19 protein-coding genes are annotated in these 22,927 nt (G+C 69.5%); 11 read left to right on the forward strand and 8 right to left on the reverse strand.

Translation table 11 applies throughout. The annotated features are described in order from the left end of the window. The first annotated feature begins 191 nt into the window (after nucleotides 1-191). Genes OG522_RS18515 through OG522_RS18530 form a run of 4 tightly spaced genes read left to right on the forward strand, consistent with a single transcriptional unit; the run spans nucleotide 192 to nucleotide 4,706 of the window. Nucleotides 192-1,040 carry a M24 family metallopeptidase gene (locus OG522_RS18515; RefSeq protein ID WP_329464081.1) on the forward strand — a complete coding sequence of 283 codons (849 nt, stop codon included), beginning with the start codon at nucleotides 192-194 and terminating at the stop codon, nucleotides 1,038-1,040. A gap of 2 nt (nucleotides 1,041-1,042) precedes the next feature. Then, the gene (locus OG522_RS18520; RefSeq protein ID WP_329467642.1) at nucleotides 1,043-2,812 is read left to right on the forward strand and encodes an SDR family oxidoreductase; all 1,770 of its coding nucleotides are present in this window, start codon (nucleotides 1,043-1,045) and stop codon (nucleotides 2,810-2,812) included. After that, nucleotides 2,809-3,741 carry a metal-dependent hydrolase gene (locus OG522_RS18525; protein WP_329464082.1) on the forward strand — a complete coding sequence of 311 codons (933 nt, stop codon included), beginning with the start codon at nucleotides 2,809-2,811 and terminating at the stop codon, nucleotides 3,739-3,741. The genes OG522_RS18520 and OG522_RS18525 overlap by 4 nt, the downstream gene beginning before the upstream one ends. Nucleotides 3,742-3,752: 11 nt before the next feature. Then, nucleotides 3,753-4,706, forward strand: a complete 954-nt coding sequence (locus OG522_RS18530) for a MerR family transcriptional regulator (protein ID WP_329464083.1) — start codon at nucleotides 3,753-3,755, stop codon at nucleotides 4,704-4,706. A gap of 153 nt (nucleotides 4,707-4,859) precedes the next feature. Here OG522_RS18530 and OG522_RS18535 read toward each other — a convergent pair whose 3' ends face one another. Together OG522_RS18535 and OG522_RS18540 are read right to left on the reverse strand one after the other, a co-directional pair. Further along, entirely contained in the window at nucleotides 4,860-5,036 is a 177-nt protein-coding gene (locus OG522_RS18535) for a carotenoid oxygenase family protein (protein WP_443074836.1), read from the reverse strand. Continuing rightward, on the reverse strand, nucleotides 5,033-5,590 hold the full coding sequence (locus OG522_RS18540) for a hypothetical protein (protein WP_329464084.1): 558 nt from the start codon (nucleotides 5,588-5,590) through the stop codon (nucleotides 5,033-5,035). The genes OG522_RS18535 and OG522_RS18540 overlap by 4 nt, the downstream gene beginning before the upstream one ends. A 111-nt stretch (nucleotides 5,591-5,701) precedes the next feature. Between OG522_RS18540 and OG522_RS18545 the strand changes: the two genes are divergently transcribed. Together OG522_RS18545 and OG522_RS18550 are read left to right on the forward strand one after the other, a co-directional pair. Continuing rightward, nucleotides 5,702-6,217 carry a PadR family transcriptional regulator gene (locus OG522_RS18545; RefSeq protein WP_329464085.1) on the forward strand — a complete coding sequence of 172 codons (516 nt, stop codon included), beginning with the start codon at nucleotides 5,702-5,704 and terminating at the stop codon, nucleotides 6,215-6,217. Between the two features lie 62 nt (nucleotides 6,218-6,279). Continuing rightward, on the forward strand, nucleotides 6,280-6,870 hold the full coding sequence (locus OG522_RS18550) for an RNA 2'-phosphotransferase (protein ID WP_329464086.1): 591 nt from the start codon (nucleotides 6,280-6,282) through the stop codon (nucleotides 6,868-6,870). Between the two features lie 256 nt (nucleotides 6,871-7,126). Here OG522_RS18550 and OG522_RS18555 read toward each other — a convergent pair whose 3' ends face one another. Beyond that, the gene (locus OG522_RS18555) at nucleotides 7,127-8,032 is read right to left on the reverse strand and encodes an LLM class flavin-dependent oxidoreductase (RefSeq protein WP_329464087.1); all 906 of its coding nucleotides are present in this window, start codon (nucleotides 8,030-8,032) and stop codon (nucleotides 7,127-7,129) included. Nucleotides 8,033-8,234: 202 nt separating this feature from the next. Between OG522_RS18555 and OG522_RS18560 the strand changes: the two genes are divergently transcribed. Continuing rightward, complete coding sequence (locus tag OG522_RS18560; protein WP_443074713.1) at nucleotides 8,235-9,113, forward strand: Cof-type HAD-IIB family hydrolase; 879 nt, start codon at nucleotides 8,235-8,237, stop codon at nucleotides 9,111-9,113. A 133-nt stretch (nucleotides 9,114-9,246) separates the two neighbouring features. Here the strand turns inward: OG522_RS18560 and OG522_RS18565 are convergent, their stop codons facing one another. The 4 genes from OG522_RS18565 to OG522_RS18580 form a co-directional block, all read right to left on the reverse strand. Beyond that, nucleotides 9,247-11,004 carry a GAF domain-containing sensor histidine kinase gene (locus OG522_RS18565; RefSeq protein WP_329464089.1) on the reverse strand — a complete coding sequence of 586 codons (1,758 nt, stop codon included), beginning with the start codon at nucleotides 11,002-11,004 and terminating at the stop codon, nucleotides 9,247-9,249. Nucleotides 11,005-11,023: 19 nt separating this feature from the next. Next, entirely contained in the window at nucleotides 11,024-14,539 is a 3,516-nt protein-coding gene (gene cydD / locus OG522_RS18570) for a thiol reductant ABC exporter subunit CydD (protein ID WP_329464090.1), read from the reverse strand. A 99-nt stretch (nucleotides 14,540-14,638) separates the two neighbouring features. After that, nucleotides 14,639-15,640 carry a cytochrome d ubiquinol oxidase subunit II gene (cydB, locus tag OG522_RS18575; protein ID WP_329464091.1) on the reverse strand — a complete coding sequence of 334 codons (1,002 nt, stop codon included), beginning with the start codon at nucleotides 15,638-15,640 and terminating at the stop codon, nucleotides 14,639-14,641. 18 nt (nucleotides 15,641-15,658) lie between these two features. Beyond that, nucleotides 15,659-17,167 (reverse strand): cytochrome ubiquinol oxidase subunit I, encoded by a 1,509-nt coding sequence (locus OG522_RS18580; protein WP_329464092.1) that lies wholly within the window; start codon nucleotides 17,165-17,167, stop codon nucleotides 15,659-15,661. A 208-nt stretch (nucleotides 17,168-17,375) separates the two neighbouring features. Here OG522_RS18580 and OG522_RS18585 point away from each other — a divergent pair, with 208 nt between their 5' ends. Further along, a complete protein-coding gene (locus OG522_RS18585; RefSeq protein ID WP_329464093.1) occupies nucleotides 17,376-17,756 on the forward strand; it encodes a cyclophilin-like fold protein in 381 nt (126 codons plus the stop codon). Between the two features lie 50 nt (nucleotides 17,757-17,806). Here the strand turns inward: OG522_RS18585 and hisC are convergent, their stop codons facing one another. Beyond that, nucleotides 17,807-18,886, reverse strand: a complete 1,080-nt coding sequence (gene hisC / locus OG522_RS18590; RefSeq protein ID WP_329464094.1) for a histidinol-phosphate transaminase — start codon at nucleotides 18,884-18,886, stop codon at nucleotides 17,807-17,809. Nucleotides 18,887-19,294: 408 nt separating this feature from the next. On the opposite strand from hisC, the gene OG522_RS18595 reads away from it, so the two are divergent. The 3 genes from OG522_RS18595 to OG522_RS18605 all read left to right on the forward strand — a co-directional run bounded on the left by OG522_RS18595 (nucleotide 19,295) and on the right by OG522_RS18605 (nucleotide 22,866). After that, nucleotides 19,295-20,425, forward strand: coding sequence for a LacI family DNA-binding transcriptional regulator (locus OG522_RS18595; RefSeq protein ID WP_329464095.1), 1,131 nt, complete (start codon nucleotides 19,295-19,297; stop codon nucleotides 20,423-20,425). A 255-nt stretch (nucleotides 20,426-20,680) separates the two neighbouring features. After that, nucleotides 20,681-21,844 carry a metallophosphoesterase gene (locus OG522_RS18600; protein ID WP_329464096.1) on the forward strand — a complete coding sequence of 388 codons (1,164 nt, stop codon included), beginning with the start codon at nucleotides 20,681-20,683 and terminating at the stop codon, nucleotides 21,842-21,844. 173 nt (nucleotides 21,845-22,017) lie between these two features. Further along, nucleotides 22,018-22,866: a hypothetical protein gene (locus tag OG522_RS18605; protein WP_329464097.1), complete on the forward strand. Its 849-nt coding sequence runs from the start codon at nucleotides 22,018-22,020 to the stop codon at nucleotides 22,864-22,866. The last annotated feature ends 61 nt before the right edge of the window (nucleotides 22,867-22,927 follow it).

Raw genomic sequence — 22,927 nt, forward strand, 5'->3', positions numbered from 1 at the left:
CCGACTCCAGAGGTACGGACCCGTAGGGGACCCCGTACGTGAGGCTGATGGGCTCACTCCGGCGGTGCACGGAGTTGTCCACAACCGGCTCGTCGTCCACAGGCTGGTGCGGGCCCCTTGACGCAGCCGCCGAGCATTGTCACATTCATCAGTGTCAAGTTACGCACGCGTAGGGCGACAGGGGTGGACGGATGCCATCAGCGGTGAAGGCTGAACTCGACACGCGACTGCGCGGGTTCAGGGAGGTGCAGAGCCTCGCGTACGAGTGCGCGGAGGCGGTTGCCGCCCAGCTCAAGCCCGGTGTGACCGAGCGCGAGGCGGCACGGATGCAGCGGGACTGGCTGCGCGGACGGGGGGTGCGCGACTGGTTCCACCTGCCGTTCGCCTGGTTCGGCGACCGGACGGCGTTCGTGAACTTCCGTGTGCCCCTTCAGTTCTTCCCCACCAACCGGCGCCTGGAGGCGGGGATGCCATTCATCCTCGACATGGCCCCGGTCCACAAGGGCTTCACCGCGGACATCGGCTACTCGGGCTGCCTCGGACTCAACCCGGTGCACAACAGGCTGCTCGCCGACCTGGAGGCGCACCGCGAACTGATCCTGCGCGAGGTGCGCGAGAAGCGGCCGCTGCGCGAGATCTACGAGGACGTGGACCGCCTCATGGTCCGCCAGGGCTATGCCAACCGGCACCGCGCCTATCCGTTCGGCGTGATCGCCCACAAGATCGACCAGGTGAAGGAACGCCGCTGGTCGCCGAATGTGTTCGGGTTCGGCACCCAGGCGCTCAAGGGGCTGGCGAGCGACGCGGTGCACGGCCACCGGGACGGCTGGTCGCCGCTGTGGTCCCCGTACAAGTTTTCCGACCACCCTCCACAGCCCGGACTGTGGGCGGTCGAGCCGCACCTCGGCTTCCGGGGTACGGGCGCGAAGTTCGAGGAGATCCTGGTCGTGACCGACTCCAGGGACCCCGAGCAGAGCGCGTTCTGGCTGGACGACGACCTGCCGCACGTGCGGCGCTGGGCCGAGGAGAAAGCGGCGTGAGCATGGCGAGCGTAACCATCGAAGGGGCGCGCGAGCGCTGGGTGCGGACCGGCGGCATCGAACTGTGCGTCGCCGAGCTGGGCGACGACTCGCAGCCCACCGTGCTCCTCGTGCACGGCTACCCGGACAGCAAGGAGGTGTGGTCCGAGGTCGCCGAACGGCTGGCGGAGCGCTTCCACGTGGTGCTGTACGACGTCCGCGGGCACGGCCGCTCCACTGCGCCGACCCCGCTGCGCGGCGGCTTCACCCTGGAGAAGCTGACGGACGACTTCCTCGCGGTGGCCGACGCGGTCAGCCCGGACCGGCCGGTGCACCTGGTCGGCCACGACTGGGGCTCGGTGCAGGGCTGGGAATTCGCGACGGTCAGGCGCACCGAGGGCCGCATCGCCTCCTTCACGTCGATGTCGGGGCCCTCACTCGACCACTTCGGGCACTGGATCAAGAACCGGATGAGTCACCCCACCCCGCGCAAGGTGGGCCAGCTCCTCGGCCAGGGCGCCAAGTCCTGGTACGTGTACATGCTGCACACCCCGGTCCTTCCGGAACTCGCCTGGCGCGGCCCGCTCGGCAAGCGGTGGCCGAAGATCCTCCAGCGCGTGGAGAAGGTGCCCGCCGACGGCTATCCGACGGAGTCCCTGGCTCAGGACGCGGCGCACGGCGCCTGGCTCTACCGGGACAACGTCCGTGCCCGGCTGCGCCGGCCCCGCACCGACGCCTACGCCCATGTGCCCGTCCAGCTGGTCACCCCGCTCGACGACGCGTTCCTGTCGCCGAAGCTGTACGCCGAACTGGAACAGTGGGCTCCGCAGTTGGTGCGGCGGACCCTTCGGGCCAAGCACTGGGTGTCGCGCACCAGGCCGGACCAACTGGCTGCCTGGATCAGAGAGTTCGTCCGCGCCAACGAGGACGGCATACCGGCGCAGGACGCGGTGGCGACCGGCCCGTACGCGGACCGGTTCGGCGGCCAGCTGGTTCTGGTCACGGGCGCGGCGAGCGGCATCGGCCGGGCCACCGCTTTCGCGTTCGCCGAGGCCGGCGCCCGGGTCGTGGCCGTGGACCGGGACGCGGAGGGCGCCACCCGGACCGCGGAGATGTCCCGCCTGATCGGCGCGCCCGAGGCCTGGGGCGAGACCGTGGACGTCAGCGACGAGCAGGCAATGGAGAAGCTCGCCGAGAAGGTCGCCACCGAATACGGCGTCGTCGACGTCCTCGTCAACAACGCCGGGATCGGCCTTTCGGGCTCCTTCTTCGACACCACGGCCGAGGACTGGAAGAAGGTCCTCGACGTCAATCTGTGGGGCGTCATCCACGGCTGCCGCGTCTTCGGCAAGCAGATGGCCGAGCGCGGCCAGGGCGGCCACATCGTCAACACCGCGTCCGCCGCCGCCTACCAGCCCTCCCGGGCGCTGCCCGCCTACAGCACGTCGAAGGCGGCCGTGCTGATGCTCAGCGAGTGCCTGCGCGCCGAACTCGCCGGCCAGGGCATCGGCGTCTCGGCGATCTGCCCCGGCCTGGTCAACACCAACATCACGTCGACGACGCACTTCGCCGGGACCGACGCACAAGAGGAGAAGCGCCTCCAGAAGAAGACCTCGCGCCTGTACGGACTGCGCAACTTCCCACCCGAGAAGGTCGCTTCGGCAATCCTGCGGGCCGTGGTGAAGAACGAGGCCGTGGTGCCGGTGACGGCCGAGGCCCGCGGCGCCCGCCTCATGTCCCGTTTCGCGCCCAGGGCCCTGCGCGCGATCGCCCGGCTGGAGCCGCCGCTGTGAGCACGGAACGCCGAGAAGGCACGGACGGTGAGGAGCACTACTGGATAACCCCGCGCAGGGTCTCGTTCGACTGGGACGAGACACCGCTGCACTGGATACCCGGCGAGCCCACCGCCACCCATGTCATCAATGTGCTGCACCTGCTGCTCCCGGCGGGCGAGCGGTGGTTCGTGAAGGTGTTCAAGGAGGCTCTGCCCCTGGTCACCGACCCGGTGCTGCTCAAGGACGTCAAGGGCTTCATGGGCCAGGAGGCGACGCACAGTGTGCAGCACGCGTACGTCCTGGACCATCTGGCGGCGCAGCGCCTGGACACCGCCGACTACACCCGGCACGTCGACTTCCTCTTCGAGAAACTCCTCGGCGAGAAACCGCCGTTGGGGGCGCCCGTCCCCACGCAGGAATGGCTGCGTTTCCGGCTCTCGCTGATCGCCGCGATCGAGCAGTTCACGGCGGTCCTCGGCAACTGGGTGCTGCACGCCGAGGGACTGGACCGGGCCGGCTCGGACGCGGTCATGCTGGATCTGCTGCGCTGGCACGGCGCGGAGGAGGTCGAGCACCGGGCGGTCGCCTTCGACATGTACCAGCACTGCGGCGGAGAGCCGCTGCTCCGCTACGCCCGCCGCGTCGAGGGCATGGCGGTGGTCGCCCCGGTGCTGCTGTGGCTGTGGGTGTGGGGCGCCTCCTATCTGATCCGGCACGATCCCCAACTCAACGGCCAACTGCGCTACTCGCTGCGCGAGCACAACCGGGCCGTGCGCCGGGGTCTGCTGCCCAGCTGGAAGGAGCTGGGTACGGCCATACCCCGCTACTTCCGCCGGTCGTACCATCCCTCGCAGGAGGGCTCCCTGCGCAAGGCCGTCGACTACCTCGCGACCTCGCCGGCGGCCCGAGCGGCGGCGGGCGCGCTGGGCCGCGCCGCCTTGGGTTAGAGGGAGTGGGATTGTCCGGGCAGTCAGGGGAGCAGCAGGGGACGCCGTCGTCGGCGACGGCCGAGTACCGGATCGAGGACCTGGCGCACGCCAGCGGCGCCACGGTCCGCACCATCCGCGCGTACCAGGACCGGGGCCTGCTGCCCCGGCCCGAGCGGCGCGGCCGGTCCAACGTGTACGGCGACACCCATCTGGCCCGGCTGCACCAGATCGCCGATCTACTCGACCGCGGCTACACACTGGCCTCGATCAAGGAGCTCCTGGAAGCCTGGGACGCCGGCCGGGGGCTGGGCGGCATCCTCGGCCTGGTCGCCGAGGTCAACGGTCCCTGGACCGACGAGGAGGCCGCTCGGATCTCCCGCGCCGAACTCGACGCGACGTTCGGCGGCACCCAGGACGACAAGGCCGTCGCCGACGCGGTGGAGCTCGGCATCCTGGAACGCATCCCGGGCAACGAATCCGAGTTCCTCGTCCCCAGCCCCCAAGAGCTGGCGGTAGCAGCCGAGTTGCACGCCGCTGGGGTCCCGCTCGATGCCATCTCTGAGCACCTGCGCGAGTTGCGCGGCCAGGTGGAACACATCGCGGCCCGCTTCCTCGACTTCACCACGGAGCACGTCTTCGCCCGTTACCTGGACCATCACCCCCCAACCGACGCCGAGGCGGCCGAAGCCGCCGATCTGGTACGTCGCCTGCGTCCGCTCGCCCAGCAGACCGTCGACGCCGAACTCGCGCGAGCCATGCGCCTGTTCGCGACCAGGCACCTCCAGCGCCACCTCGGCACCCCTGCCGTCGCCCCGCCCGCCGCCGACCCCAGTCCGGTGACACTGCCCGAGGACACGATCCGGGCCGTTCAGGCTCTGGTGGGCCCCGACAACATCACTGCGTTCATCACCGCGGCCGCCGAACGCGAGGTTCAGAGCCGCGTGTTGGACGCCCTCTCTATGTCAACTCAGGTCAAGGAGTAGATGAAGTCCTACTAAATCTATTCATTAGGTACCTAGTTGGCCAAACTTCGCGATCCGGGCTCCAGTTGTCCACAGCGGAGCCAAATAGCCTGTGGATAACGTGACTTCACTGTGGATCAAACGCAACTACCCTCCTCAATAAGGTGATTGGCGTCACTGACCGGCGAACCCCTTGCCGTGGAGGCCGAATGGCACACGGCGAGGGAGATGGACCGTCGCGACGGGCGGATCCGAGACGTTCTCCGCGTCGAGGATGACCGGATCACTGGCGTCCCTCGCCGCGTCGTACCCATAACCGAGGAGCCGCCCCGGACCGGCCGACCGTTTCAGGCGGCCTTCTGGGCGGCGGCGCGGCGGGCGCGCTCCGGGTACTGGGCGGTGATGAACGCGGGAATGGCGAACCCCGCGGCCTGGACGGCTATCGAGGCAGCGCTGCCCAGCGACTCCGCCTCGATGACGGCGAGCCCGGCGGCGGTCAGGGTGAAGGCAGCCGCCCAGACAGTGGTCAGCACCACGTTGATCCGGATGAACACGGGGTGGTTCCACACCTCGCGCGGCGCCTGCCGCTTGGCTATCCCCGTGGTGAAGGGCCGACGGACGGCCAGCGTCGCCCAGGCGGTCAGGGCCAGCCAGCCGGTGGCCAGCGCGCCGCCGTACTCGCGGAGCCCGCTGTCAGGAGAGGCGAAGGCGATGATGCTCAGAACGGCGAAGAAGGCGATCGTGGACTGCTCAAGCATCAGGGAGTCGCCGGAGATTCCGCGCTTGCGGTCGTTGTAGAAGAACCAGGCGGCCACGGCGAGGGCAGTGACCGCGCCCCACTGCCAATGTGCGCTGCCGACGGCGGCGAACGCGATCCACGGGATGAATCCGCGCAGGTAGTTCATGAGGGCCCCCCTTGCTCCGAGCTTTCGCTGCGGTCCACATTCCAACTTCGATATGTCGAATATAGAGGGTCCTACTTTGACATGTCAACAGTGGAATGTAGAGTGGCTCCCATGAGCCTCCGCCACGCAGTCCTGGGCCTCCTTGCCGACCGACCGGCAAGCGGCTACGACCTCATGAAGCTGTTCGAGACCTCCCTCGCCCACGTCTGGTCGGCGACCCAGAGCCAGGTCTACGGCGAGCTGGGGAAGCTGGCCGACAACGGGCTGGTCGAAGTGTCCGCCGAAGGGCCGCGCGGCCGGAAGGAGTACGCGATCACGGCGTCGGGCAGAGCCGCACTGCACCACTGGCTCACCGAGGTCGAGCCAGTCCGCACCCGGCGCAGCGACTCGCTGCTCCGCGTCTTCTTCCTCGGCGAGCTGACCCCGCTCGAAGCGCAGACGTATCTGCGGACCGAGGCCGAACGCTCGGCCCGCCAGCTCGTGGGCCTCAAAGAAGCGGAAGCCGCCATCGACTGGGGCGACGACGCGATCTCGGTGCACGGCCGCCTCGCGCTGGAGTACGGCAAGCGCCTCAGCGCGATGCACGAGGAGTGGGCCCGGTGGGCGGCCGACCAGCTCAAGCCGTAACCAGCCACGCCACCAAGGAAATTGGGGTGCCGGATCGCTGTGCGACGCGCCACCCTGACCGTATGGCCACAACCTCCAACGAGAGGCCGGGCGATTTTGCGCGGCCGCTCCCGGACGACAGACGCACCGTGAAGGTGTCCAAATACCTCTCGAAACACCTGCGCCACCAACCCGAGCGCATCGGGCTCGCCCTCGACCCGAACGGCTGGGTGGAGATCGACGTGCTGCTGCGGGCCGCGGCCGCCCACCGCTTCCCCATCACCCGCGCCGAACTCGACCACGTGGTGGCCACCAACGACAAGCGGCGCTTCGCCGTGCGGGGCGATCGCATCCGGGCCAGCCAGGGCCATACCGTGGCCGTCGACCTCGGTCTGCCCCCCGCCGAACCGCCCGCGTACCTGTACCACGGCACCGTGGCCCGCAACCTGGAAGCGATCCGCTCCGAGGGCCTGCGCCCCATGGACCGCCACCACGTGCACCTCTCGACCGACCGCGAGACCGCCGGCCAGGTCGGGGCCCGCCGCGGCCGTCCCGTCGTGCTGAGCGTGGACGCCGGGGCGATGCACCGAGCGGGGCATGTCTTCCACGTGAGCGCCAACGGGGTGTGGCTGACAGACGCCGTGCCGCCTGAGTACCTCCGGCTGCCGGCCTGAGCCGTGTTGCACGCCATGATCGGCTCCATGGGGCATCCGCGTCCGCCCACCACCGAGTCGGTGATCACCGACGTGCCGCGCGACTTGGCGCCGGCCTTCCCGCGCTCCCTCTACGGTGGGCCCGCCCACTCCAGGGGCGGTTCTTCGCGCCCGGCTGGTGGCTGGTCGTGCCGGTGCCCGGCGACGGGGTTTACAAGGAACTGGTGCTCGGCGCGCTCACCCCATGGATGAGCGCGCACGTCCGCAGCGCCAAGGGCTAACGGCCGAGCTGCGCGAGCCCCTCGGTCGCGATCTGCTCGAAGACCTTGGGGTCGGCCGCGAAGTCGGAGTCCGGGATCGGCGCGTGCAGGACGATCTCCGTGAAGCCGAGCTCGAAGTGCCGGCCCGCGAAGTCCACGAACGCGTCCAGCGATTCCAGCGGGCGGCCGGGCTGCGGGGTGAACCCGGTGAGCAGGATCTTGTCCAGCTCGCCCACGTCACGCCCGATCTCGTCGCAGGCCGCGCCCAACTTCTTGACCTGATCGCGGATCGCCTCGACGGACTGCTCGGGCGTACCGGTCTCGAACAGCTTCGGGTCGCCCGTGGTCACCCACGCCTGCCCGTGCTTCGCCGCCAGTTTCAACCCGCGCGGGCCGGTCGCGGCCACCGCGAAGGGGATCCGGGGCCCCTGCACGCAGCCCGGGATGGTGCGGGCCTCAACCGCCGAGTAGAACGTCCCGTCGTACGTCACCGAGTCCTCGGTGAGCAGCCGGTCGAGCAGCGTCACGAACTCGGCGAACCGGCCGGCCCGTTCGCGCGGCGTCCACGCCTCCTGGCCGAGGGCAGTGGCGTCGAAGCCGTTGCCGCCCGCTCCGATCCCGAGGGTGATCCGGCCGTTCGACACGTCGTCGAGGGTGATCAGGTCCTTGGCCAGGGTCACCGGGTGCCGGAAGTTCGGCGAGGTGACCAGGGTGCCCAGACGCAGCCGGGTGGTGGCGCCGGCGGCGGCGGTGAGGGTCGGGACCGCCCCGAACCACGGTCCGTCACGGAACGTCCGCCAGGACAGATGGTCGTAGGTGTACGCGGTGTGGAAGCCCAGCTCCTCGGCGCGCAGCCACTCGTCACGACCGCCGTCGTGCCAGCGGCGTACCGGAAGAATCACAGTGCTCAGACGCATGCTCACGAGCCTACGTCGGATCCATGCGCCCCCGTGGCCGCTCAGGGTGCACGAGGAAGCAGCGGAAGCGGAAGCCACGACCGCAACACCGTGCACGTGCTTCCCGGAGCGTCAGATTTTTTCCGTACGCCCCCCGTGCCTCAGATGCACCATCGTCCGCTCTCAGATGTGCGCTCATTCGCACGTCCGTGCACATGTGTACGGAACAATGGACCCCGTGACCTTCGCTACGGACCCCGCCCCGGCAACCCGGCACCTGCCGGCCGCTCCACGGTTGATTGCCACCGATCTGGACGGCACGCTGTTGCGCGACGACAAATCGGTCTCCGACCGTACTGTCGCCGCGCTGGCCGCCGCCGAGGAGGCGGGCATCGAGGTCTTCTTCGTCACGGGTCGGCCGGCCCGCTGGATGGGGGTCGTCAGCGACCACGTCCACGGCCACGGCCTGGCCATCTGCGGCAACGGCGCGGCCATCGTCGATCTGCACGGCGTGGGCAACGGACACCGCTTCGTGATGGTGCGGCCCCTGGAGCGGTCCGCCGCCCTCGATGTCGTCACCCTCCTGCGGGCAGTCGCGCCCGGCACGTCATTCGCGGTCGAGCGTACCGGCGGCTTCCACCACGAACCCACCTATCCCCCCATGCACATGAACCCGGCGGCGAGCGTCTCGCCCGCCGAAAAGATCTTGGCCGAAGACGCGGATACGGCGTGCCAGCCGGTACTCAAGGTGCTCGCGTTTCACCCCGAACTGACCCCCGACGGCTTTCTCGCACTGGCGCGCACGGCGGTCGGGAACCGAGCCGAGGTCACCCGCTCCAGCCCCACCGCGCTCCTGGAGATCAGCGGTGCCGGCATCTCCAAGGCCTCCACGCTGGCCCTGTACTGCGCCGAGCGCGGCATCTCGCCCGCCGAGGTCGTGGCCTTCGGTGACATGCCGAACGACATGGCGATGCTGAGCTGGGCCGGCACCTCGTACGCCATGGGCAACGCGCACCCCGATGTCCTCGCCGCCGCCTCCGCTCGTACGGCCGCCAACAACGAGGACGGCGTGGCCGTCGTGATCGAGCAGATCCTCAAGGCCCTCTGAAGCCAGTCGGTCCCGAAGGACGACTCGGCCCCTCGGGTTGCCCGCCCAGCTTGCGCGGCTCGTAGCGCGGCCGACGGGTGTTTCACGTGAAACGCTCCCGCGCCGCTGAGCGCTGTTTCACGTGAAACAGCGCTCAGAGCGGTGCCTCCCAGATCACCGTCGTCCCGGCTCCACCGTCCCCGAGGCCGGCTCCGTACGAGCTCGACCCGCCCAGCGCCTCTGCCCGCCGCTGGAGGTTGCGCAGTCCGCTGCGGCGTCCGCCCGCGGGGATGCCGATCCCGTTGTCGGCGACCGTCAGCCGCACCCCCGGGCTGCCGTCGGGCAGTTGCGCCGTGGCATCCACGGTGACCTCGATCCGGGAGGCCTCGGCGTGCCGGAAGGCGTTCGAGAGCGCCTCGCGCAGCGCCGCGATGAGGTTCTTGCCGGCCAGCTCGCCGACCAACGTGTCGACGGGGCCGAGGAAGCGGTGGGCGGGCTTGAAGCCGAGCGGCACGGCGGCCATGTTGATCTCCCGCAGTACGCGGGTGCGCAGCCCGGAGGGCGCCTCGGCGGGCCCCTGCTGGAGCGCGAAGATCGCGGTCCGGATCTCCTGGATGGTGACATCGAGTTCGTCGACCGCCTTGCCGATGCCGCCCTGCACCTCGGGCACCACCGACTTGCGCTGGGCGCCCTCCAGCATCATTCCGGTGGCGAAGAGCCGTTGGATGACCAGGTCGTGCAGGTCGCGAGCGATCCGGTCCCGGTCCTCGTACACGGCGAGCCGCTCCCGGTCCCGCTGGGCCTCCGCCATCATCAGTGCGAGCGCGGCCTGCGAGGCGAACTGACTGGCCAGGATCCGCTCAGCCTCGCTGAAGGGGCGCCCACCGCGCACCCGGGGCGTGACGAGCGCACCGAGAACACGGCCGCCGCTCTGCAAGGGCAGCAGCATGCTCGGCCCGTAGCGCTCCGCCAGCTTGGTGATCATGCGGGAATCGGAGGCGGCGTCCTCCACGAAGACCGCCTCGCCCTCCAGCAGGGTCGAGACGACCGGACTCTCGGGCGGGATCACCACACCGAGGGAGGCACCCTGGTCGTCGGAGGAGACCGCGACGATCTCCAGACCGCCCTCCTCGGCCGGCAGGAGCACAATTCCGGCGTCCGAGTCCGCGAGATGGCGGGCCTGTTCGGCGACGACCTCCAGCGCGTCGTCGGCATCGCCCCCCGACAGCAGGGCCGTGGTGACGGCGACCGAACCGTCGATCCACCGCTCGCGCTGGCGCGCCGCTTCGTAGAGCCGGGCGTTGCCGATGGCGATCCCGGCTTCGGTGGCGAGGACGCGCACCATGTGCAGGTCGTAATCGGTGAATTCGGCCCCGTTGTGCTTCTCGGTCAGATAGAGGTTGCCGAAGATCTCCCCCTGAACGCTGATCGGGACACCGAGAAAGGTGCGCATCGGCGGATGGTTCGGGGGGAGGCCGGCCGAGCGCGGGTCGGCGGAGATCTCGGCGAGCCGCAGCGGCTCGGGATGGTGGATGAGCCAGCCGAGCAGCCCGCGGTGGCCGTCGGGCAGATGCCCGATGGCGCGAGCCACATCGTCGCCGACGCCGTACGTCACGAAGTCGCAGAGGCCTCGGCGCTCCTCGTCCACGACCCCGATCGCGGCGTAGCGCGCGTCGGCGAGTTCGGCCGCCGTCTCGCAGATCCGGTCCAGCGTGGAGTGCAGCTCCAGTCCGGTGCCCACCGAGCGCATCGCCTCCAGCAACTGCGGCACCCGCGCGGTGAGCTCGGTGGAAAGCCCCTGCAGGCTGCGAGTGGCCCGGGTCGCCGCTTCGAGCGGATCCTGGTCCGTGCGGTCCAGGGCCTTGATGTTCGGGTGGCCCGTCGGACTCTTCGGGTCTGGCGACACTGACATGCCTTGAGACTAGTTAGTCCTATTTGACGGGGAAAGTCGGGTAATGGTTGCCCTCGGTCTCGCGCTCCCGTTCCAGCATTCGTCGCAGCGGGCCTTCGATCAGCGCGAGATCCTCGTACGCACCGCGCTGCACCGTCCGTCCCTCATCGAGGACGACCACCTCGTCCACCGCCTCCAGGCCCCGCAACCGGTGTGTGATCAGCACGGTCGTACGGCCGCGGGTGGCGTCGAGCAGATCCGTGGTGAGCGCGTCGGCGGTGGCCAGATCCAGGTGCTCGGCGGGTTCGTCCAGGACCAGCACAGGGAAGTCGGCGAGGAGCGCCCGTGCCAGTGCGAGCCGCTGACGCTGTCCGCCGGACAGCCGTGCGCCGTGTTCACCGACGAGGGTGTCGAGGCCGTCCGGCAGCCCGTCCACCCAGTCGAGCAGGCGGGCCCGCTCCAGGGCGGTGCGCAGTTCACCGTCGGTGGCGTTGGTGCGGGCCAGGCGGAGGTTCTCGCGCACGGAGCTGTCGAAGAGGTGGGCGTCCTGGGCGCACAGCCCCACGAGCCGCCGTACTCCGTCGCCGCTCAGCAGGTGCGCATCACTCCCGCCGATCTCGTACGCGCCGCTCCTGGCGTCCAGGAACCGGAGCAGCACTTGGGCGAGGGTCGTCTTGCCGGATCCCGAGGCGCCGACGACGGCGACCCGCCTGCCCGGAGTGAGTCGCAGCGCGAAGTCGTGCAGCGCGTCCCGCTCCTGACCGGCGTACCGGGCGGAAAGTCCGCGCAACTCCAGCGGGAACGGCAACACGGGCGCGTCGAGGGCCGATTCGGGTTCCTGTACGGGCACGGGCGCATCGAGCACCTCGTAGACCCGCTCCGCGCTGCGCCGCACCCGCTGGCGGGCCTGGACGGCCAGCGGCAGCGCGGTCACGGCCTCGAAGGCGGCGAGCGGAACCAGGACGATCACCGCGAGCTGCACGCCGTCGAGGCGTCCGGCCACGACCGCCTGCACTCCGACCAGCGCCGCGGCCGCCACGGTGAGCCCGCAGACCAGCGCGGAGAGACCGCCGCCGAGCGCGGTGGCGGCGGCGCCCCGCGAGGCGATCCGGGTCAGTTCCGCATCGGCGTCCTTCACCTCACGGGTGCGGCGGCCGAGCGCCCCTGCGACGGTCAGTTCGCCGGTGCCTGTGAGCAGATCGGCCACCCGGGTGGCGAGTACCCCCCGGGCCGGAGCGAGCTGTCGCTCGGCCCGGCCCGCGCAGGCCCCGCTGACCAGCGGGACCACGACTCCGGCGGCGAAGAGCCCTGCGGCGAGCACTGCTCCGGCCTCGGGCAGCAGCCATGCGGTGAACCCGGCGCTCAGCACGGACACCACGACGGCGACCCCGGCCGGAAGGGCCCACCGCAGCCAGTAGTCCTGAAGTTCGTCGACATCGGCGACGAGGCGGGACAGCAGGTCGCCGCGCCGGGTCTCGCGCAGTCCGGCGGGCGAGATCATCTCAAGGCGCCGGTAGACGGCGACCCGCAGTTCGGCGAGCATCCGCAGCACGGCGTCGTGGGAGACGAGGCGTTCGGCGTAGCGGAACACCGCCCGCCCGATGCCGAAGGTCCGGGTCGCGGTGACGGCCACCATCAGATAGAGCACCGGCGGCTGCTGTGCGGCACGCGAGATGAGCCAGCCGGACGTCGCCATGAGGCCCACGGCCGAGCCGAGCGCCAGCGCGCCGAGCAGCAACGCGAGGGCGATACGGCCGCGCAGCCCGCGGGCCGCGACGCGGACCCGGGCGAGCGGGTTCCGGCCGCTCGGAACCTCACCCGTCGCGCTGTCGACGGAAGAGACCTCAACGGGGCGTGCTTTCATGCCAGTTGATGGGCGGGGCACCGCGCCCGGCACGGGGTATCGGGCCGTCGACTCGGTGGGCCGAAGCTCCACCACCCGGTCCGCGACCGCGAGCAGCGCCGGGCGGTGCACGACCAGCAGGACCGTGCGGCCCACCGCCAGCCTGCGAACCGCCTCGACGATGCCGGCCTCCGTCTCGCCGTCGAGCGCGGCCGTCGGCTCGTCGAGCAGCAGCACCGGCCGGTCGGCCAGGAACGCGCGGGCCAGCGCGAGGCGTTGCCGCTGTCCCGCCGAGAGTCCCGCGCCGCCCTCACCGAGGACGGTGTCGGCACCGCTGGGCAGTGCGGACACGAAGCCGTGCGCTCCGGCATCTCGCAGCGCGTCGAGCACGGCCGCATCGTCCGCGTCCGGCCTGGCAAGGCGTACGTTCTCCGCGATCGTCCCCGCGAAGAGGTGCGGCCGCTGAGGTACCCATGCGATCCGCTCGTGCCAGTCCGTCAGGGACAGCGTGCTGAGGTCGCTGCCGGAGACGAGGATCCGGCCGCCCTCTTGCGGGGCCACGAAGCCGAGCACGGCGTTCAGGAGCGTCGACTTCCCCACTCCGCTCGGCCCGGTCAGCGCGACCGTCTCGCCGGGCTCCACCACGAGCGAGGCGGCCGCCAGGGACGGTTCCGTACGTCCGGGGTGCCGCACGGTCACCGCGTCGGCTTCGATACGGACGGGACCGGCCGGGACCTTGTCGCCACCGCCCTGGGGCAGTGGGGTCTCCAGGACGTCGAAGATCTCCTCCGCTGCCGAGAGCCCCTCCGCCGCCGCGTGGTACTGCGCCCCGACCTGACGCAACGGCAGATAGGCCTCGGGGGCGAGGACCAGGATCACCAGGCCGGTGTAGAGGTCGAGGTCGCCGTGGACCAGGCGCATGCCGATCCCGACCGCGACGAGCGCCACCGAGATCGTCGCGAGCAGTTCAAGGGCGAACGAGGAGATGAACGCTATGCGCAGGGTCTTCAAAGTGGCTCTGCGGTAGTCCGAGGTGATCGCCCTGATCGACTCGGCCTGCGCCTTGGCCCGTCCGAACACCTTCAGCGTGGGCAACCCGGCTACCACGTCGAGGAAGTGCCCCGAAAGGCGGGAGAGCAGTCGCCACTGGCGGTCCATCTGCGACTGGGTGGCCCAGCCGATGAGCACCATGAACAGCGGGATCAGCGGCAGGGTGACGACGATGGTCGCCGCCGATACCCAGTCCTCGGTGACGATCCGGGCGAGGACGGCCACCGGCACCACGATGGCGAGGCCCAGCTGCGGCAGATAGCGCGCGAAGTAGTCGTCGAGCGCGTCGACACCGCGCGTCGCGAGCGCGACCAACGATCCGGTGCGCTGTCCCACCAGCCACTCGGGTCCGAGACACGTCGCCTGTTCCAGGAGCCGCCCTCGCAGCTCCGACTTGACCGCCGCGCTCGCCCGGTGAGCGGCGAGATCCGTCAACCAGGAGACCACACCCCGCCCGACCGCGACCGCCGCCAGGAACAGCAGCGGCGTCCTCAACCCGGCCGCGTCATGGCCGTGCTGGAAGGCACCGACCACGACCTCGGCGATGAGCATCGCCTGGGCGATGATCAGGGCCGCGCCCACGAGACCGAGGGCCACCACCGCCGCCAGGAAGAAGCGGGTGGCACGGGCGTACCGGAGCAGTCGCGGGTCGATCGGTTTCACGTGAAACATCCCCAACTGGAAGACGAGAGTCGGGCCACAGGGGTGTGTTTCACGTGAAACACACCCCGCCGAGGCCTCGGTGGAAGCCCTTCAAAGGCCTCAGTGCGCATCAGCGATGCTCTGGGTGCCGATCCGCTTGCGGAACACCCAGTAGGTCCAGCCTTGGTACAGCAGCACGATCGGGGTCGCGACGCCCGCACACCAGGTCATGATCTTCAGGGTGTAGGGAGTGGACGAGGCGTTGGAGACCGTGAGGTTCCAGGCGTCGTTCAGCGAGGACGGCATGACGTTCGGGAAGAGGCTCAGGAAGAGCGTCGCCACCGCTGCCGCGACCGTGATGCCCGACAGCGCGAAGGACCAGCCCTCCCGCCCGGCCTTGATCGCCCCGATCGCGCCGACCAGCGCCAGTACGGCGATGACCATCGCGACCAGGCTCTTCGTGTCGCCGCGCGAGGCCTGGGTCCAGATCAGGAAGCCGAGCGCCAGCACGGCCGTAGCAAGACCCAGCTTGAACGCCAGCGCCCGCGCCCGCTCCCGGATGTCACCGAGCGTCTTGAGTGAGGCGAACACCGCACCGTGGAAGGTGAAGAGGAAGAGCGTGACCAGGCCGCCCAGGATCGAGTACGGGTTGAACAGATCCCAGAAGGTGCCCACGTACTCCTTGTGGGCATCGATCTTCACCCCGTGCACGATGTTGGCGAACGCCACGCCCCACAGGAACGCCGGGATGAGCGAGGCCCAGAAGATCGCCTGCTCCCAGTTGCGCTGCCAGTTCTCCTCCGGCCGCTTGGCCCGGTATTCGAAGGCGACACCGCGGACGATCAGGCAGATCAGGATGATCAGCAGCGGTAGGTAGAAGCCGGAGAAGAGCGTCGCGTACCACTCGGGGAAGGCGGCGAAGGTCGCGCCGCCGGCCGTGAGCAGCCAGACCTCGTTGCCGTCCCAGACGGGACCGATGGTGTTGATCAGGACGCGCTTCTCGGTGCGGTCCCTGGCCAGCAGCTTCGTCAGGACGCCGATTCCGAAGTCGAAGCCCTCCAGGAAGAAGTAGCCGATCCACAGGACGGCGATGAGTACGAACCAGACGTCGTGGAGTTCCATGCCTCGATCTCCTCAGCCTCAGTACGAGAAGGCCATCGGCCGGTCGGGGTCGCGGTCGTCCCCGCCGATCTTGGTGGGCGGATTGAGGTCGGACTCGGTCAACTCGGGCGGTCCGGCCTTGACGTACTTGACGAGCAACCTGACTTCGATCACCGCGAGCACGGCGTAGAGCAACGTGAAGACGATCATCGAGGTGAGGACTTCGCCCTGCGAGACGCTGGGGGACACCGCGTCCCTCGTGCGCAGCACGCCGTACACGACCCAGGGCTGACGGCCCATCTCGGTGAAGATCCAGCCCCACGAGTTGGCGATCAGCGGGAAGCCGAGCGTCCAGACGGCGCAGAACCAATACCACTTGGTCAGGCGGGCGCCGAGCGGCTTGCTCTTGAAGAGCACCAGGTTCGGCACTTCGTCCTCACCGGTCCGCATCCCCGGCGCCAGCATGAACTTCTTGCGGGTCAGCCACAGCCCGACCAGGCCGATGGCGAACGACGTCATACCGAAGCCGATCATCCAGCGGAAGCCCCAGAAGGTGACCGGGATGTTGGGCCGGTAGTCGCCGGGCCCGAACTTCTGCTGCTCCGACTTGTTCACGTCGTTGATGCCGGGGACGTACGAGGAGAAGTTGCTGTCGGCCAGGAAGGACAGTATTCCGGGCACGGAGATCTCGACGTCGTTGTGGCCCTTGGCCACATCGCCGATGGCGAAGACCGAGAAGGGAGCGGAGTTCTGTCCGTCCCACAGCGCCTCGGCGGCCGCCATCTTCATCGGCTGCTGCTTGAACATGACCTTGCCCAACGAGTCACCGCTGACGGCCGTGAGCAGTCCGCCTATCACCAGCGTGACCAGGCCGAGCCGCAGCGACATCCGCATCACCGGTATGTGCTTCTTGCGGCGCAGATGGATGGCGGCGACACCGACCATGAACGCGCCGCCGGTGAGGAACGCCGCGGTCAGCGTGTGGAAGACGACGACGAGGGTGGTGTCCTGGGTGAGGACGTGCCAGAAGTCGGTCAGCTCCGCACGGCCGGTGGCCTTGTTGAGCTTGTAGCCGACCGGGTGCTGCATCCAGGAGTTGGCCGCCAGGATGAAGTAGGCGGAAAGCATGGTGCCGATGGAGACCATCCACATGCAGGCGCAGTGGATCTTCTTCGGCAGCTTGTCCCAGCCGAAGATCCACAGCCCGATGAAGGTGGACTCGAAGAAGAAGGCGATGAGCGCCTCGAAGGCGAGCGGGGCGCCGAAGACGTCACCGACGAATCGCGAGTAGTCGGACCAGTTCATGCCGAACTGGAACTCCTGGACGATGCCGGTGACGACGCCCATCGCGATGTTGATCAGAAAGAGCTTGCCCCAGAACTTCGTCGCCCTGAGGTACTTCTCCTTGCCCGTTCGCACCCAGGCGGTCTCCAGCCCCGCGACAAGTGCGGCGAGCGAGATCGTCAGAGGGACGAAGAGGAAGTGGTAGACGGTGGTGATGCCGAACTGCCATCGCGCCAGGGTTTCCGGCGCCAGAGCCAGGTCCACGTCGTCACTCTCCTTACGTCGCCGTGGTCACAGCCGCAGCTTGCCCTTTTAATCCCACCGATCATGGGAGCAACAGGACAGCTTGTGAACGCGTTCACATTCACAAGCATTATGTCGCACAGGCTGCCGGATGCTTCAGCGGGGGGGGGGTCCCTAAACGCGGACACCCCCTTCCCGAGAGCTTCAACATATTGTTGAATGCTGCGCCATGGAGAACCCTCTGCGCATACGCATCTCATGGCCCGCGGGAAGCCTCACCGCGACACTCGACGAAACCCCCACGAGCGCGGCGCTCGCGGGGGTACTCCCGATCACCTCCACCGCCCACACCTGGGGCGAGGAGGTCTACTTCGACACCCCGGTCTCCCCCGCCCCGGAGCCGGGCGCCCAGCAGGTGGTGGAGCCGGGCACGGTGGCGTTCTGGACCGACGGCGATGCGCTCGCGCTGCCGTACGGCCCCACTCCCATCTCGCGTGGCGAGGAGTGCCGGCTCGCGAGTCCCTGCAACATCCTGGGCCGCGTCGACGGCGACCCGCGGCTGCTGGCCACGGTCCGCTCCGGCGACCCGATCCGGGTAGACGCCCTCTGAGGGCTGGTGACCGAGCCCGCGCCCGGCGCGGACACCAGCCCCGAGGCCCGTCAGATCTGCTTGCGGAAGCCCTCCGCGACCTTCAGGAACAGATCATTGGCCTCGTTCTCACCGATCGTGACGCGCACGCCCTCGCCCGCGAACGGCCGGACCACCACGCCCGCCTCCTCGCACGCCGCGGCGAATTCGATCGTGCGCTCCCCAAGGCGCAGCCAGACGAAGTTCGCCTGCGTCTCGGGCACGGTCCAGCCCTGCTTCACCAGTCCCTCGTGCACCCTGTTCCGCTCGCACACCAACGCGCCGACACGGCCCATCAGTTCGTCCTCGGCACGCAGTGAGGCGACCGCCGCATCCTGCGCGAGCTGGCTGACACCGAAGGGCACGGCCGTCTTGCGCAGCGCCGCCGCGACCGGCTCGTGGGCGACCGCGAAACCGACCCGCAGCCCGGCGAGCCCGTACGCCTTGGAGAAGGTGCGCAGGACTGCCACGTTCGGCCGCTCGCGGTAGATCTCGATGCCGTCCGGCACCTCGGCGTCGCGAATGAACTCCCGGTACGCCTCGTCGAGCACCACCAGGACGTCGGAGGGCACCCGGTCGAGGAAGCGCTCCAGCTCGGCCCGGCGCACCACCGTGCCGGTCGGGTTGTTCGGGTTGCAGACGAAGATCAGCCGGGTCCGGTCGGTGATCGCGTCGGCCATTGCGTCGAGGTCGTGCACCTCGCCGGGGGTCAGCGGCACGCGGACGGACGTCGCTCCACTGATCTGGGTGATGATCGGGTACGCCTCGAAGGAGCGCCAGGCGTACATGACCTCGTCACCGGGGCCGGAGGTGGACTGGATCAGCGACTGCGCCACCCCCACCGATCCCGTGCCGGTGGCCAGATGCTCCAGGGGAACACCGAAACGCTCGGACAGCTCGTTCATCAATCCGGTGCACGCCATGTCCGGGTACCGGTTGAAGTTCCCGGCGGCCGACATCGCGCTCTCCATCACTCCGGGAAGCGGCGGGTACGGGTTCTCGTTCGAGGAGAGCTTGTAGGCGACCGGGCCGTCGGACGCCGCGGGCTTGCCGGGCTTGTAGGTGGGGATGCCGTCCAGCTCGGCGCGCAGCTTGGGGCTCGTCTCGCTCACCGCAGGTCCTCCTCGACCGTTCCGTGCACGTACTGCGCGCGCCGCCGCGGACAGCCGCGTACACATCCAATGCTTCTTACCTTATGAGGATTCGGCTCCCCTGCGAATAGCGGACGGGAGCCGGTTTCGTGGCGGGCGCGCGGGGAGGGGGAGCGCTGCCGTTCTGTGCGCACGCCGGTGGCTCGCGCCGTGGCGCGCATCACCCGTGAGGGTGAGTTGAGACCTCGCCGAGACCTCTGACAGTTACCAGCCGCGTACGGGTCGACAACCTCCACCATTACGTCATTGCCCTCAACTGCCTTGCATTTCAAGGTGATTAAGGTGCTTCGATCATGCAGAAACGTGTCTGTCAACGCGCGCATATGCACCAGGGCCAACCGCCTGTCATCGCCCTACTATCGGCTCGCCATGACAGCAGCAGGGAAGCACCAGGTGAGCCGGTCGACCGGTCGCCGGCTGGGGCGGGCGGGCATTCGGGACGTGGCCGCCGCCGCCGGTGTCTCCATCACGACCGTCTCCGACGCGCTCAACGGCAAGGGGCGGCTCCCCGACGCCACCCGCCGACACGTCCGCGAGGTCGCAGACCGGCTGGGCTATCGCCCATCCGCAGCGGCCCGCACGCTCCGTACCGGAAAGTCCGGCCTCATCGGCCTGACCGTGACCACGTACGGGGATGAACCTTTCACCTTCACCGAATTCGCGTACTTCGCCGAGATGGCGAGAGCCGCCACCTCGGCGGCGCTGGCCCGCGGCTACGCCCTTGTCATCCTGCCCGCCACCTCACGCCGCAGCCCGGCGGACGTCTGGTCGAACGTCGCCCTCGACGGCACCGTCGTCATCGACCCCTCCGACCAGGACCCCGTCGTCACCGAACTCGTACGCCAAGGCCTCCCGGTCGTCTCCGACGGCCGCCCGGCGGGCTCCCTGCCCGTCACGGCCTGGGTGGACAACGACCACGAGGCCGCCGTACTCGACCTGCTCGACCATCTCGCCGCCGCGGGCGCCCGCCGGATCGGCCTGCTCACCGGAACCACCACCGACACCTACACCCGGCTGTCCACCGAGGCTTATCTGAGCTGGTGCGAACGCGTCGGCCAGGACCCCGTGTACGAGTCCTACCCGGCCCACGACCCCTGTGCGGGCGCCGTCGCAGCCGACCGGCTGCTCGCCCGACCGGACCGGCCCGACGCCGTGTATGGCCTCTTCGACCCCAACGGGACGGATCTGCTCGCGGCCGCCCGGCGGTACGGGCTGCGGGTGCCCGAGGACCTGCTCCTCGTGTGCTGCAGCGAGTCCACCGTGTACGCCACCACCGAACCGCCCATCACCACGCTCTCGCTCAAACCGCGCCGCATCGGCACGACGGTCGTCCAGCTCCTCATCGACGCGATCGAAGGGATCGACAACGGTCACCCGATCGAGCAGGTGATACCGACCGAATTGATCGTGCGGACCTCGTCCCAGCGCCGTCCGCCTCGCACCACGGTCAGCCCGCCCCGCTCCCCGGCAAAAGGCCAACCCGGCCCGAACAAGGAGTGATCCGCGGCCGGTCGGCACCCACCGACCGGCCGGTGCGGGACTCGGGAGCTGGTCGAACCGCAGGGATCGGCCGGGACCAGACCGGCATATTAGGGACGTAACAACCAGCAAACGTCGCCCGCACCCGGATTGACCACCCCTGGTGCGTCACACAGCATGCGGCTCATTCCTATGATGGGCGCACGACACCACGGTTCCCCTCCCGACCTGGAGGCTCCTACGGTGTACGGCGGCGCGACGGTGGTGGAGGGGTCGATGACTCAGGGGGCCGGTCAGGGACCCGTGCGGACGGAGACGTTGCGCGACTTCCGGGTACCTCCGTACGCACAACAGACCCCCGCACCAAACCCGGAGGAACCGGCCGCCCGGCCGGAGCCGATGGCACCTGTGTTCCACCAGGAGCCTCACCAAGAGGCCTCGGCCGCCCCGGAAGCCGCCGTGCCACTCGCGCAGCCTCCGGCACCCGGCGCGAGCGCCACTCCGGCCGACGAGCCCTCCGAGGACTACACGCCGACAGCCCGCGACCTGCCCGTGATCAACCGGGGGGACACCCTGCGGCTGCCGACGGTCGAGCCCGTCGCGCCGCAGGCGCCGGACGGGCCGGGCCCCCTGTTCGTCGTCGGCGACGTCCACGGCTACCTCGACGAACTCCTGGCCGCCCTGCGCGAGCAGGGCCTCATCGACGAGTCGGGCAACTGGGCCGCGGGCACCGCCCGCCTCTGGTTCCTCGGCGACTTCACCGACCGCGGGCCCGACGGCATCGGCGTCATCGACCTGGTGATGCGGCTCTCCGCCGAGGCAGCGGCAGCCGGCGGCTACTGCAAGGCCCTCATGGGCAATCACGAGCTGCTGCTCATCGGCGCCAAGCGGTTCGCCGACACGCCGGTCAACTCCGGCGCGGGGACCGCCACCTTCCAGGCCGCCTGGCTGCTCAACGGCGGTCAGAAGGCCGACATGGACCGGCTCCAGGACGTGCATCTCCAGTGGATGTCCCGGCTCGACGCGATCGAGCAGGAGGACGACCATCTGCTGATGCACTCCGACACCACCGCCTACCTGGACTACGGCGACTCCATCGAGGCGGTCAACGACACCGTCCACGCCATTCTCACGCGCAACGACGCCGACGAGTGCTGGGACCTGTTCCGCAAGTTCACCAAGCGCTTCGCGTTCCGCGACGAATCGGGCCCGCAGGCCGCACGCGAGCTGCTCTCGGCCTACGGCGGGCAGCGCGTCGTGCACGGTCACAGCCCCATTCCCTACCTCCTGGGCGAGGTCGGCACCGAGGACGGCGAGGAGGACTCGCGTCCGGTGGTGGAGGGCCCGCATGTGTACGCCGACGGTCTCGCCATCGCCATGGACGGCGGAGTGACCATGGCCGGAAAGCTGCTGGTCCAGCAACTGCCGTTGCATGGCTGACGGTTGAAAGGGAAGGCGTTCCGCGAATCGCCGGGTATGCCATTTGCGGAAACACCCTGTCACCCCGTGCCGTAGCGGCTCTACCATCGGGTTATCCGTAGCAGGCTCTCCTCCGTTTCCGCCCAGTTGCCCGTTCACCAGGCGGGCTTCCCGGCCCGACGGAGCATCGGGGGATGCACATGAACAGCGCTCCGCACCTGCTGGCCGAGGACCGTCCGGAGTTCGAGCGGATCCTCGACGAAGCACTGCGCACCGCGCATGAACGGCCCGAGCTTTCCGGTATCGGCGACCGCCTCAACGCCGTGCAGTTGCGCACCATGGTGCTCGCCGCCGGCACCTTCATCACCGAGCGGGCAAGTGCCGAGTACGAGCACTACGTCGCGGCGCGCGAACAACGGCGCACTCAGCCGGACGAAGGCGAGGCCGCTGACGCCTCCGTCCTCGTATCAGCGGGCGAGGCCCTGGAGCCCTCGGGCGCGGGCATCGGCGCCGTCGTCACCGTCCTGGCCCCGGTGCTCGCCGGCACCGCCGCCGCAATCTTCCTGCTGGTCGGCTACATCCTGAAAATGCTCCACCCGCAGCCCTCGTTCGCCGACACGATGCTGACGGCGGGCTGGTTCTTCGGCGCGCTGACCGCCGCCGCGATACTGGCCGCCGGAGTCGGCTTGCTGCTCACCGCGCTGCGCAACGGCGCGACCCAGGTGGTGGCCGTCGATGAGGACAGCGAGGCGGATGCCCCCGACGAACGCACCCAGGAAGTCGCCCGCGCCCGAGAGGCCTGGCGTCACGCCGTGCTGGAACGCGGCATCTACCCCTTCCTGCGCGACGCGCTCGCCGACCCGAGCATCGACCCCAGCGCCCCGGCCGCACGCCGCCCTCTGGGCCGCATTCCCACCCTCGGCTACGACCGTCCGGGCTTCGACAGCCCCGACGACGGCGCCTCCCCCAACAGTCATCCCAGCTTCACGAGCCCGGACTTCACCAGCCCCGACTTCGGCGGACCGGAGCACCAGCCGGACTGAACAACCGGACGTGGGCGTGTGTTTCACGTGAAACAGCCGGTTTCACGTGAAACACCCGGCC

The organism is Streptomyces sp. NBC_01431 (genome assembly GCF_036231355.1).
In the GTDB taxonomy this organism is placed as follows: domain Bacteria; phylum Actinomycetota; class Actinomycetes; order Streptomycetales; family Streptomycetaceae; genus Streptomyces.